Origin of the sequence: Lutibacter sp. (assembly GCF_021647475.1) — a bacterium.
Lineage (GTDB): Bacteria > Bacteroidota > Bacteroidia > Flavobacteriales > Flavobacteriaceae > Lutibacter.
The window spans coordinates 34,774-47,326 of the sequence record NZ_JAKIUR010000005.1 but is presented as its reverse complement, the minus strand read 5'-3'; the positions used below and the strand labels follow the sequence as shown (position 1 = coordinate 47,326).

Sequence of the window (12,553 nt, the reverse complement as noted above, 5' to 3'; positions counted from 1 at the left end):
TATCAACAAGATATTTACTTTTAAATCATTAAAAACTCAACAAATGAAAACAATAACTAAAATCACAACTTTACTTGTAGTGCTAATTATTACAACTTCATGTTTTATGGATGGCATTATGGGCATTAAAGGTAACCGAAATGTAATCAGTGAAAGCCGAAATATTAGCTCAAAATTTAATGAAATTGATATTCAACAAGGAATAAACTTATTCCTAACTCAAGGAAATTCAACTACTTTAAAAGTTGAAGCCGATGAAAACATTATGGATTTATTAATAACTAAAGTAGAAAACAATCAGTTAAAAATATATTTCAAAAAAAATGTTTACAAAGCAAAAGCACGAAACGTTTATTTAACCACAAATGAAATTTCAAGTATTGAAGCCTCTAGTGGATCTTCAGTAAAAACCGAAAATACCTGGCAAATCCCTTCTTTAAAAATAAATACAAGTAGTGGCAGTTCAGTTAAAATTCATGTAAAAGCTGATGATATTTCAAGTTCATCATCTAGTGGATCAACATTACGAATATATGGTAAAACAAATAAATTTTCAGCAAAGGCAAGTAGTGGTAGCTCTATTAATGCCAATAAATTAATGAGTATGGATGTGTTGGCAAAAGCTAGTAGTGGTGCAAACGTAACTGTTAATGTTTCAGGAAAATTAACAGCAAAAGCAAGTAGCGGTGGCAGCGTTGATTATGAAGGAAATCCTACTGAAATTAATAAAGACACCTCTTCTGGAGGTAATGTATCAGGAAGCTAATTCCAATTTATATATTTAAATTGTTAAAGCCAGTTCAACAAGTTTGAGCTGGTTTTTTTTAGAACTATTTAATTTTGTTTAAGTTAATTAATTTGTTAAATAATGATTCCAACCACTATTATTAATATAAAGTTACCTATTTTTGTAGTTATTTTAGATTAAATTTATAAATATGCCTCAAAAAAATAAAGATCCGCACACGTTTCATATTCCTGTAATGGGTTTAGCTTTTACCATTGATAGCCCAATTAAAATAGCTAAGTATGGAATTTCTTCTGTAATTTCTATTGTAGATGATATTTTAATTGAAAAAATGAATGAATTTTATACTAAAAAATTTAAGCTTCCTTTTAATTCAATTTCTAATAAAATAGAAGATTATAGAGCTAAAAGAATTACATCATATTTAAATACTGTTGACACTATAGTAAAGCAAAAATTTGAAGAATTAAAAACTAGTTTTGTCGAAAAAAGCAGTGAATTTGAAAAATACTTAGACTTATTGCCTGATTTTTCAAAAGTAAAAAAAGATTTTGTCACCTATTTTGAAACTAATGATTTCAAATCAAATATCTCAAAATGGATTCAAAATAATTTAACACCTGGAAGTATAGATGTTAATATTATGACCAAGCTTGATAAATTAAATTATTCCAAAGGTAAAAAATTACCAACCGAATTTAACGATGCTCATGCAGCTTTAAGAGGTTTTGCTAATAGTAATTTACACTCATCTGTTGTTCTTTCAGCAGGAATGAATCCTAGATTATATAGTTATTTTGAAAATTTTCAAGATTTTTTCCCTACCAAAGAAAATAGTTTAAACAAAAAAATAATTTTAAAAGTTAGTGATTACAGATCGGCTATTATTCAAGGTAAATTTTTAGCCAAAAAAGGATTATGGGTTTCTGAATACAGAATAGAATCTGGACTTAATTGTGGCGGACATGCTTTTGCTTCAGATGGTTATTTAATGGGTCCAATTTTAGAAGAATTTAAAACCAATAAGGATAGTTTAATTGCTGAAGTTCATTCTATTTTAGTTACTGCTTTAAAAAATAAAGGAAAGCATTTTCCTGAAATCCCATTAGAATTAAATATTACTGTTCAAGGTGGAGTTGGCACTTCAGAAGAACATGAATTTTTATTAAATAATTATAACATTGATTCCGTAGGTTGGGGTTCTCCTTTTTTATTGGTTCCAGAAGCAACAACCGTAGATTCGCCAACCATAAAAAAATTAGAAAAAGCTACTGAAAAAGATTTATATTTAAGTGATATTTCTCCATTAGGGGTGCCATTTAATAGCTTAAAAGGAAATACTAATGAATTAATTAGAGATCATAAAATTGCTAATAATAAAGCAGGAAGTTCCTGTCCTAAAAAGTTTTTATCATCAAATACTGATTATTCAGAAAAAGCAATTTGTACTGCTTCAAGAAAATATCAAACAATAAAATTAAATGAGTTAAAATCTAAAAACTTAAATTCCGAAGAACATACTACAAATGAACAAGGTATTACTGTAAAATCTTGCTTATGTGAAGGATTAGCAAATGCAGCTTTAATAAATAATAATATTCAACAAAAAGGTGAAAATAATGGTGTTGCTGTTTGCCCTGGACCAAATATGGCTTATTTTTCAAAAGAAATTTCTTTAAAAGAAATGATTGATCATATTTATGGAAAGGTAAATGTAATTGCTACCAATAATCGACCTCATATGTTTATTAAAGAATTATCGCTTTATATTGATTATTTTTCAAATAAAGTAAATGAAGCAAAGGACTCATTTACCATAAAACAAGAAAAATATCTTACAAATTTTCAAAACAATTTGAATGATGGTATTACGTATTACCAAAATTTATTTTCAAATTTCGACTCTAATAAAGCAACCTTACTTTTGGAATTAAATGTTTTGAAAAAAGATTTATTTAATATAAGAATACCCATTTTAGTTAAAGCATAAAAAAGAGGCTATTTAAAAAGTTCTAAAAACCGTCATTCTGAATTCAATTCAGAATCTTATCTTACTGATTATCAATTATTATAAGAACCTGAAACAAGTTCAGGTTGACTGAAAATTCACTTTTTAAATAGCCTCTTTTTTAAAGTATTTTTGAGCCGCATTTAAAATCTGAAAGTGTTTTATTTTCTAATATTTTTAAAGTACTGTCTCTAACTTCTGCCATTAAAATATTTAAACTACATTCCTCTTCACTTGTACAATCATCACAACGTTCATAATGGTTTAAACTTACGCAAGGTAACATTGCAATAGGACCTTCTAAAATTCTTATTAGTTCAGATACTTTTATATTATCAGGATTTTTTTGTAAAAAGTAACCTCCTCCTTTTCCTTTTTTAGAATCAAGAATCTCACTTTTTTTTAAACTTAATAATATACTTTCTAAAAATTTCTGAGGAATATTTTCAGCATTGGCAATTTCAGCAATTAATATTGGAGTATTATCCTCCTTATTGGCTAAATAACTCAACGCCTTTAATCCATATTTTGTCTTTTTTGAAAGCATGTTTTAAAAATAGTAAATTTAAATGATATTATTTTCGAATACAAAAAACATTTTAGATTAAAAAAATTAATTTAACAAAAAATAATAGCCTTTTCAACCCTTTTAAATTGGCTGTTTTTTAAGTGTAATTTCTATCAATTCAGGCAACTAACCAATATTTTTAACCTAAATAATTGAAAGTAAAATTGCACTAAAACTTATTCGTTACTATTTAAAAAAATTAAAAAAATAAGTATACATTTGTGTTCAAAATTTATTGAATAAATGAATAAACTTGCAGTTATAGCTCTTGGTGGCAATGCCATTCTTAGAAGCGATCAAAAAGGAACTATTCAAGAACAAGACATCAATGTTATGGATTCTCTTGAAAATATTGTTTTTATGATAAAAGGAGGTTATAATATTATTTTATCTCATGGAAATGGTCCTCAAGTAGGTAATATTGTAATGAGAAATGATGCTGGAGAACAAGTTTACAACATAGCACAAATGCCTTTAGATATTTGTGTAGCAGATTCGCAAGGAGGCATAGGCTATATGATTGAAAGAAATCTAAGAAACCTGCTAAAAAAACACGGTTTAAAAAGAGATGTGGTAACATTAGTTTCCCAAGTTCTTGTAGATAAAAATGATCCTGCTATTAATAATCCAAGCAAAAGAATTGGAAAACTATATTCTAAGGAAAAAGCTATGGAATTAACAAAATCAAAAGGATGGTTGTTTAAAGATTCTCCTAAAAAAAAGGGTTCGGTTCGTAGAGTAGTTGCTTCACCAAGACCTATAGAAATATTTAACAGAGATTCTATTGCACGACTAGCAAAAGAGGGTGTAATTGTTATTACAGTTGGCGGTGGCGGAGTTCCAGTTTATAAAGATGAATCGGGAATGTTACAACCCGTTGAAGGAGTTATAGATAAAGATATGGCTTCTTCTGTTTTAGCACAAAAAATTGGTGCAGATGAATTTTATATTCTAACAGATGTGCCTTTTGTTTATATGAATTATGGAAAAGAAAATCAAGAAATTCTTGAATTTTTAGATGAAACCGATACGTTAAAATATTTAGAATCAGGGCAATTTAGTGAAGGTAGTATGCAACCTAAAATTAAAGCAGCTCTTGAATTTGTTCAAAACGGAGGTGAAAAAAGCATCATAACAGAATCTAGGAAACTTGAAGACAAAAGCTTTGGTACAAAAATTACCTTAAAATATGAGTAAAAAACCTATGTATTAATCGAATAATTATTATAAATCTTATGAACAAATCAGAAAAAAAATCAATCAAAAAAGGCCTAAAGGGTAAACATTTACTAACCTTATTAGATTTTTCAAAAGACGAAATAAAATATCTTTTATCTTTATCTGCTAAGTTAAAAAAAGACAAGAAAAAAGGGAAGTTAAAGAAAATATTCAAAGGAAAAAATGTTGCCTTAATTTTTGAAAAAGCTTCAACTAGAACAAGATGTGCTTTTGAAGTTGCTACACACGATCTTGGTGGTAGCACAACATACCTTGGACCTACAGGTTCGCAAATGGGTAAAAAAGAAACTATTGAAGATACCGCTAGGGTTCTTGGAAGAATGTTTGATGGCATTGAATATAGAGGTTTTGGACAAGAAATTGTTGAGTCTTTAGCAAAAAACGCAGGTGTAACGGTTTGGAATGGTTTAACCAATGAATACCATCCTACTCAAGTATTGGCGGATCTTTTGACTATGAAAGAACATAGCGATAAAAAATTTGAAGATATAAAATACGCATATCTTGGTGATGCAAGAAATAATATGGGGAATTCTTTACTAATAATAGGAGCAAAAATGGGTATGGATGTTAGAATTGCTGCTCCAACTGAAGTTCAACCAGAAAAAAGTTTATTAGAAAAAGTAAATAATATTGCTAAGGATTCGGGTGCAAAAATATTAATTACTGAAGATGTTGCTGAAGCCGTTAATAATTGTGATTTTATTATTACTGATGTTTGGGTATCTATGGGAGAAGCTGATGAAGTTTGGGAAAAGAGAATTAAACTATTGAAACCTTACCAAGTTAATAAAAAAGTAATGGAATTGGCCAATAATAAAAATGTGAAATTTATGCATTGTTTACCTGCTTTTCATAACAAAAAAACAACTGTTGGAGAAGAAATATTTACCAAATTTGGATTGGATGGATTGGAAGTAACTGAAGAAGTTTTCGAATCTGATAAATCGATTGTTTTTGATGAAGCAGAAAACAGAATGCATACCATAAAAGCCATAATGGTTGCAACTATATAAGATAAAATAGTTAAAATAAAAAAGGGTGATTTTTAATCACCCTTTTTTATTTTTCGAAGTATCAATTTTTCAAACGATTTAATTGTTTCGCCAATAATAGAAGCTCATGACATAATTAGTTCATCAGTAATTACTAATAGAGATGTAAATCAAATAATATCTCCATGAATTGGTTTTGTCAATAAACCATTCTCTTTTAATTTAACGCAAACATCCCAAGCATTTTTACCATTCTTTTATTACAATCGCATTAAGTAATCCTTTACCACGTAAAACCGTAATCATATCAGAATCTCCTATCCTAATCTCTTATTAATGGCAAGGTTGAACACCGCAATAATCCTTCCTGCTTAGCAATTTCTGCATAGGGAATTTCTTCTACAATAAATCCATTTGCTCTTAACCAATTATTTAGCCTAGTGAAATTTTGTTCAGAAATAATTACTTTTTCAGAAATTGAAAACACATTAGAATTCATATTGTACATTTCATCTTTGGTAATTTCAAAAATATTATTTTTTCCAAAAAAAGAAACTAGATAATTATAATCCTCTTCTAATAGAAATCCATTTTTATGAAGTATGGCTTTATCTTTTCCTATGGGTTGAAAACAACAATCTAAATGCAATGCATTTTCTTTTGGATTTGTTGATTTACGTAATTCAAAAGATTTCACTTTTTTGTTTGGAAACTTTTTTATAAAATAATCTACCGCCGCTTTATTAGTACGAGCTGTAATTTGATTTGGGTAATCTTCAGCAGTATAAGTCCCAATAAATAAATGTTTATTCCAAGGCATCACATCTCCTCCTTCAACATGAACTTCTTCTGGAAGTGTTATTATTTTAGATGGATTTATCTGATTTAAAACATGATTAATAGCTTGTAATTCATTAATTCTATCAGGTAAAATATTAGATTTAAAGAATAAATCATCTATTACAAAACCAATATCACGAGTAAAAATTTGGTTTACATTTTTCAATACTTTTGGACGATAAACTTTAATATCATATTTTAAAAGAACCGCATTAAAAGCATCCATTTCGGCAATCATATCTTTTTCAATAGGATAAGTTCCTGCTAAAACATGTAGTTTTGATTTAGGATCATAACAATCTTCGGGTTTTGGAGTAGAACCATTATTATTGGCAACACCTAATATTACCGATTTTAAACGTGAAGTTTCGTTTTTTATATTTAATGGGATTTTCATATTTTTTTAAATCAACTTAAAAATAAATATTAATTTAAAAAAGCCAACTTCCATTGACTTTTTTATCCTTGCTATCTGTTTTTTATCGAAGTATATTTTCTTAAATTTTCACCAACATATAGTTGACGAGGACGGCCAATTGGCTCATGATTTAAACGCATTTCTCTCCATTGAGCAATCCAACCTGGCAAACGACCAATAGCAAACATTACTGTAAACATTTCAGATGGAATACCTAATGCTCTATAAATAATTCCTGAGTAGAAATCAACATTTGGATATAATTTTCTACTTACAAAGTATTCATCTTTTAAAGCAACTTCTTCTAAATGTCTTGCTATTTTTAGTGCAGGATCTTCAATATTTAAATCTTTTAAAACCTCATCAGCATAAGATTTGATAATACGAGCTCTTGGATCGAAATTTTTATAAACTCTATGTCCAAATCCCATTAATCGGAATGGATCATTTTTGTCTTTAGCCTTTAATATAAATTTTTCAACATCACCACCATCTTTTTCAATTTGTTCTAACATTTCGATAACAGCTTGGTTTGCACCTCCGTGTAATCTTCCCCATAATGCAGAAACGCCAGCTGAAACAGAAGCAAATAAACCAGCTTCAGAAGATCCTACGATCCTAACTGTTGAAGTAGAACAATTTTGTTCATGATCTTCATGAAGAATTAAAAGTTTGTCTAAAGCCTCTACCGTTATGGAATTCATTATATATTTTTTAGTAGGAATTTTAAATAACATTTGCATAATATTAGCAATATAATCAAGGGAATTATCAGCATAATTTAAAGGTGTTCCTCTATTAATACTATGTGCCCAAGCCGCTAAAACAGGAAATTTACCTAACAATTTAACAATTGCATTATACATATCCTTTTCACTACTAATATCCACTGTAATAGGATTAAATGCAGTAAGTGCACTTGTAAGTGACGATAACATACCCATAGGATGTGCCACTTTAGGAAAGCCACTTATTATATTTTTCATTTCCTCATTTAACAATGATTCTGCTTTAATATCATTTTCAAATTTTTCAAACTGTTTTTTAGTAGGTAATTCTCCAAAAATGATTAAAAAAGCAACTTCTAAGAAATTAGAGTTTTCAGCCAAATCTTCAATAGCATAACCTCTATAACGCAATATACCTTCTTCTCCATTTAAAAAGGTAATAGCACTTTTACAAGATCCTGTATTTTTAAATCCAGAATCTAAAGTTATAATTCCGTTTGTACTACTTCTTAACGATTTAATATCAATAGAAACTTCATTTTCAGTACCTCTTATAATAGGAAACTCAAATTTTTTGCCGTCTATTTCTAATGTTGCTTTATCACTCATCTCTACCATTTATTTGAAATTAAAATTTACACGAAAGTACAAAATTTAAAGGGTCTTTTAAAATAATACTTTTACTATAAATAACCCGTTGTGCATTATAACTTTTTAAACTTACTGTTACGTCAGTTCGAGTAATTTTTGATAAAAAATTGTATCGAGAACGACTGTTTTTAAATAAAAAACCTATTCTCGATACTAATTTTAAGCCTAAAAAGGCTAAAATTCACTCGAATTGACGAAATTTTATCATAATGCACAACGGGTTATGAATATAAAAAAAACACCACTTAAAGTGGTGTTTTTATAATGAATAGAAATAAGCTTAATTGGCTTTAACCATATCTTCAATCATTTTTGTAGTTAATGATTTTGGTCTTTCTAAGGAATAACCTAAGGCTCTATCCCAAATAATATTTGATAATACACCTATGGAACGTCCAATAGCAAACAATACCGTGTAAAAATCGAATTGAGTAACACCATAATGCCATTGAACAACTCCAGATTGAGCATCTACATTTGGCCATGGGTTTTTAGCTTTACCTTGCTCTCTTAAAATATCTGGAACAACTTTGTATAAAGCATCTACATATTTAAATAATTCATCTTCAGGTAAGTGTTTCAAGCAGAATTCACGTTGAACCGCATATCTAGGGTCTGTTTTACGCAAAACCGCATGTCCATAACCTGGAATTACTTGTCCACTATTTAAAGTATCCCAAACATATTTTTTCATTTCTTCTTCAGATGGTAATTTTCCTCCCATTTGCTTTCTTAAACCTTGAAGCCAACGAAGTACTTCTTGATTAGCTAAACCGTGTAATGGGCCTGCTAAACCATTAATCATTGCTGAATTAGCATAATAAACGTCAGACAATGAACTGGCAACTAAATGAGCTGTATGTGCACTAACATTTCCACTTTCATGATCTGCATGAATAATAAAATACATTCTAGAAACATCATCATAAGGTTTATCTTTACCCATCATATAAGCAAAATTTGCACCTAAATCTAAAGTTGGATCTGCATAACGATGTCCTTTTTCAGGATGATATAGTTTATTATAAATATAAGCTCCAATTAAAGGCATTTTAGCTAATAAGTTAGTGGAATCTTCATAAGTTGCATCCCAATAATCCATTTTACTCATCCCTTGTTTGTATTTTACATTAAAAAGAGATTCTCTTTCTAAACTCATAACTGCAGCAGATAAAATTGCCATTGGACTACTTTCACTTGGAAAAGCATCAATTACGTCTCTAACGTATTGAGGAATTGTTCTTCTATTATTAAAATCAATCATCAATTCTTCCACTTCTTTTTGTGTTGGAATTTCTCCTGTTAATAATAAATAATATAATCCTTCAACATAAGGCATTTCAGCTCCTTTTGGTTTTGGTAATTTTTCTAAAACTTCAGGTAACGTATAACCACGATATCGAATACCTTCCATAGGGTCTAAATACGAAATATCAGTAACTAAACTTTTAATTCCTCTCATTCCTCCTATAATTTGTGAAACTTTAACTTGGTCAATAACTCTATCACCAAATTCCTTAACTAACCTAGTAGTTTTTGGACGTTGAATTTGAATTTTTTCATACAATTTATCTTTTAAAGCGCTCATGATTATGTTTATTTTATGTTATTTTTATTCAATCTTCTCAAAGTTAAGAAGTTATAGCGTCGAAAAAGATGATAAATATCATAAAGTTACTTTAATTTTAGTAACTTTTGATACTGATAAACTCCATATTTTTTTGTAAATAAGAAAGCCAACATTTTAAAATGTTGGCTTTTTAAAAAATTTATAATTACCTGAATATTAGAATTTAAACGCTTTTCTTTGAGGAAAAAATGCAGTATCTCCTAATTCTTCTTCAATTCTGAGTAACTGATTGTATTTTGAAATTCTATCCGTCCTTGAAGCCGAACCTGTTTTAATTTGACCAGTATTTAAGGCTACTGCTAAATCTGCAATTGTGGTATCTTCTGTTTCTCCTGACCTATGAGAAATAACGCAGGTGTATCCTGCATTATGAGCCATATTAATAGCTGAAATAGTTTCCGTTAATGTACCAATTTGGTTTAATTTAATTAAAATGGAGTTTGCAGAACCTTCTTTAATACCCCGAGCCAAACGTTCAACATTTGTCACAAAAATATCATCACCCACAATTTGAATTTTATTCCCTAAAACTTTATTTTGTAATTTCCATCCTTCCCAATCGTCTTCAGCCATACCATCTTCAATAGAAATTATTGGATATTTAGAAACCAAATAGTCTAAATATTCAACTTGTTCAGCTGCATTTCTAACAGCTCCTTTTTCACCTTCAAATTTTCTATAATCATATTTACCATCAATGTAAAATTCGGAAGATGCAGGATCCAATGCAATCATAACTTCTTCTCCAGCTTTATAACCAGCTTTGGTTATCGCTTTTATAATGGTTTCTAATGCATCTTCAATACCTTCAAAATTTGGTGCAAAACCACCTTCATCACCAACAGCTGTACTTAATCCTCTATCTTTTAATACTTTTTTAAGATTATGAAAAATTTCTGTACCCATTTTAATTGCCTGAGTGAAATTTTTAGCCATCACTGGCATAATCATAAATTCTTGAAAAGCTATTGGAGCATCAGAATGTGAACCACCATTTACAATATTCATCATTGGAACTGGTAATGTATTTGCACTTACTCCACCAATATATCTATATAAAGGTAAGTTAAGTTCATTAGCTGCGGCTTTTGCAACAGCAAGAGAAACTCCTAAAATAGCATTAGCTCCTAATTTAGCTTTATTAGGTGTACCATCTAATTCAATTAGAAAATTATCGATTTCATTTTGTTCAAAAACTGAATAACCAACAACTTCTGGAGCAATAATAGTATTTACATTATTTACAGCGGTTAAAACACCTTTACCCATATAATCACTTCCTCCATCTCTAAGTTCTACTGCTTCATGTTCACCAGTTGAAGCACCCGATGGTACTGCTGCTCTACCTAAAACTCCGTTTTCAGTTATCACATCAACTTCAACAGTTGGATTTCCTCTTGAATCAAAAATTTGACGTGCATGAACACTTAATATTATACTCATTTTTTTATATTTTAAAATTATTTTTCTTTGATTCAAAATTACAAAATAAGTCTTAATTAGGCTTTATTATTAAAATGATTATACGATAACGTTTTCGAATTTTTATTCAATAATAAATCTATAAAATTCAAAAACTAATTATTTTGAATTTTTAAAGGCAGTAATATTTTCAATAAATTGATCAAATAAATAAGAAGAATCATGTGGACCTGGATTAGCTTCAGGATGATATTGCACTGAAAAACAATTTTTGTGTTTCATTTTCATTCCTGATAAAGTATTATCATTTAAATGAATATGAGTTATTTCAAAATCTTTGTTGTTTTCAACTTCTTCTTTATTTACAACAAAACCATGATTTTGAGAAGTTATTTCTCCTTTTCCAGTACTTAAATTTTGTACAGGATGATTTATTCCTCTATGCCCATTATGCATTTTATATGTTGAAATACCGTTTGCCAAAGCAATTATTTGATGTCCTAAACAAATACCAAAAAGTGGCAAGTTTCTTTTAATTATTTCTCTTGTTAGTTTTTGAGCTTCTTTTAATGGAGTTGGGTCACCAGGTCCATTAGATAAAAAATAACCATCTGGCTTAAACGATTCTAATTCTTTAAAAGTGGCATTGTACGGAAATACTTTAATATAGCAATCTCTGGTTGCCAAATTTTTTAAAATACTTTTTTTTATACCAATATCAAGAGCAGCAATTTTATAGGCTGCATTTTTATTTCCAAAAAAGTAAGTTTTTTTTGTAGAAACTTTTGAAGCCAGTTCTAAACCTTCCATAGAGGGAACATTTTTTAGTTCTTCTTTTAATTTTTGAATATCAGTTTCTGTTGAAATTACTGCATTCATAGCTCCTTTATCTCTAATATATCTAACAACAGCACGTGTATCTACATTTTCAATTGCCATTACTTGCTGATTTTTAAGATAATTTTCAAGAGAATCGTCAGAATCATCTCTTGAATTAGAATAGCTAAAATTTTTACAAACTAAACCCGCTATTTTGACAGAATCAGATTCACTTTCATCATTATTAACGCCGTAATTACCTATATGAGCATTAGTTGTAAGCAGTATTTGTCCAAAATAAGAAGGATCTGTAAACACTTCTTGATAACCAGTAACACCAGTATTAAAACAAATTTCGCCAAATGCAGTTCCATTCATTCCAATAGATCTACCTTCAAAAATAGTTCCGTCCGCTAACAATAAAACAGCTTTTGTATGTTGTTTGTATTTCATATATTATCAAAAAATATTATTCATTTTTATAAAG

Annotated in this window: 10 protein-coding genes; 4 read left to right on the top strand and 6 right to left on the bottom strand. The window is 29.0% G+C overall.

All coding sequences use genetic code 11. The features are described 5' to 3' along the window. Window positions 1–43: 43 nt before the first annotated feature. A complete protein-coding gene (locus tag L3J60_RS02230) occupies window positions 44–766 on the top strand; it encodes a head GIN domain-containing protein (protein WP_291973851.1) in 723 nt (240 codons plus the stop codon). Between the two features lie 172 nt (window positions 767–938). Further along, window positions 939–2,738 (top strand): hypothetical protein, encoded by a 1,800-nt coding sequence (locus L3J60_RS02225; RefSeq protein ID WP_291973850.1) that lies wholly within the window; start codon window positions 939–941, stop codon window positions 2,736–2,738. Between the two features lie 139 nt (window positions 2,739–2,877). Here the strand turns inward: L3J60_RS02225 and L3J60_RS02220 are convergent, their stop codons facing one another. Further along, a complete protein-coding gene (locus tag L3J60_RS02220) occupies window positions 2,878–3,303 on the bottom strand; it encodes an Rrf2 family transcriptional regulator (protein WP_291973849.1) in 426 nt (141 codons plus the stop codon). 264 nt (window positions 3,304–3,567) lie between these two features. Between L3J60_RS02220 and L3J60_RS02215 the strand changes: the two genes are divergently transcribed. Further along, the gene (locus L3J60_RS02215; RefSeq protein ID WP_291973848.1) at window positions 3,568–4,521 is read left to right on the top strand and encodes a carbamate kinase; all 954 of its coding nucleotides are present in this window, start codon (window positions 3,568–3,570) and stop codon (window positions 4,519–4,521) included. 62 nt (window positions 4,522–4,583) lie between these two features. Beyond that, window positions 4,584–5,579, top strand: a complete 996-nt coding sequence (argF, locus tag L3J60_RS02210; RefSeq protein ID WP_291973892.1) for an ornithine carbamoyltransferase — start codon at window positions 4,584–4,586, stop codon at window positions 5,577–5,579. A 301-nt stretch (window positions 5,580–5,880) separates the two neighbouring features. On the opposite strand, the gene L3J60_RS02205 is transcribed toward argF, so the two are convergent. The 5 genes from L3J60_RS02205 to carA all read right to left on the bottom strand — a co-directional run bounded on the left by L3J60_RS02205 (window position 5,881) and on the right by carA (window position 12,519). Beyond that, on the bottom strand, window positions 5,881–6,795 hold the full coding sequence (locus L3J60_RS02205; RefSeq protein ID WP_291973847.1) for a dimethylarginine dimethylaminohydrolase family protein: 915 nt from the start codon (window positions 6,793–6,795) through the stop codon (window positions 5,881–5,883). Between the two features lie 71 nt (window positions 6,796–6,866). Further along, the gene (locus L3J60_RS02200) at window positions 6,867–8,153 is read right to left on the bottom strand and encodes a citrate synthase (RefSeq protein ID WP_291973891.1); all 1,287 of its coding nucleotides are present in this window, start codon (window positions 8,151–8,153) and stop codon (window positions 6,867–6,869) included. A 322-nt stretch (window positions 8,154–8,475) separates the two neighbouring features. Continuing rightward, on the bottom strand, window positions 8,476–9,783 hold the full coding sequence (locus tag L3J60_RS02195) for a citrate (Si)-synthase (RefSeq protein WP_291973846.1): 1,308 nt from the start codon (window positions 9,781–9,783) through the stop codon (window positions 8,476–8,478). A 198-nt stretch (window positions 9,784–9,981) separates the two neighbouring features. Continuing rightward, entirely contained in the window at window positions 9,982–11,268 is a 1,287-nt protein-coding gene (gene eno / locus L3J60_RS02190; protein ID WP_291973845.1) for a phosphopyruvate hydratase, read from the bottom strand. Between the two features lie 138 nt (window positions 11,269–11,406). Next, a complete protein-coding gene (carA, locus tag L3J60_RS02185; protein ID WP_291973844.1) occupies window positions 11,407–12,519 on the bottom strand; it encodes a glutamine-hydrolyzing carbamoyl-phosphate synthase small subunit in 1,113 nt (370 codons plus the stop codon). Between the last annotated feature and the right edge of the window lie 34 nt (window positions 12,520–12,553).

Excerpts from the sequence above, each read along its gene's own strand:
- L3J60_RS02230 (WP_291973851.1), top strand. The coding sequence starts at position 44 with ATGAAAACAATAACTAAAATCACAACTTTACTTGTAGTGCTAATTATT.
- L3J60_RS02225 (WP_291973850.1), top strand. The coding sequence starts at position 939 with ATGCCTCAAAAAAATAAAGATCCGCACACGTTTCATATTCCTGTAATG.
- L3J60_RS02195 (WP_291973846.1), bottom strand. The coding sequence starts at position 9,783 with ATGAGCGCTTTAAAAGATAAATTGTATGAAAAAATTCAAATTCAACGT.
- L3J60_RS02220 (WP_291973849.1), bottom strand. The coding sequence starts at position 3,303 with ATGCTTTCAAAAAAGACAAAATATGGATTAAAGGCGTTGAGTTATTTA.
- L3J60_RS02205 (WP_291973847.1), bottom strand. The coding sequence starts at position 6,795 with ATGAAAATCCCATTAAATATAAAAAACGAAACTTCACGTTTAAAATCG.
- L3J60_RS02200 (WP_291973891.1), bottom strand. The coding sequence starts at position 8,153 with ATGAGTGATAAAGCAACATTAGAAATAGACGGCAAAAAATTTGAGTTT.
- L3J60_RS02215 (WP_291973848.1), top strand. The coding sequence starts at position 3,568 with ATGAATAAACTTGCAGTTATAGCTCTTGGTGGCAATGCCATTCTTAGA.
- eno (WP_291973845.1), bottom strand. The coding sequence starts at position 11,268 with ATGAGTATAATATTAAGTGTTCATGCACGTCAAATTTTTGATTCAAGA.
- carA (WP_291973844.1), bottom strand. The coding sequence starts at position 12,519 with ATGAAATACAAACAACATACAAAAGCTGTTTTATTGTTAGCGGACGGA.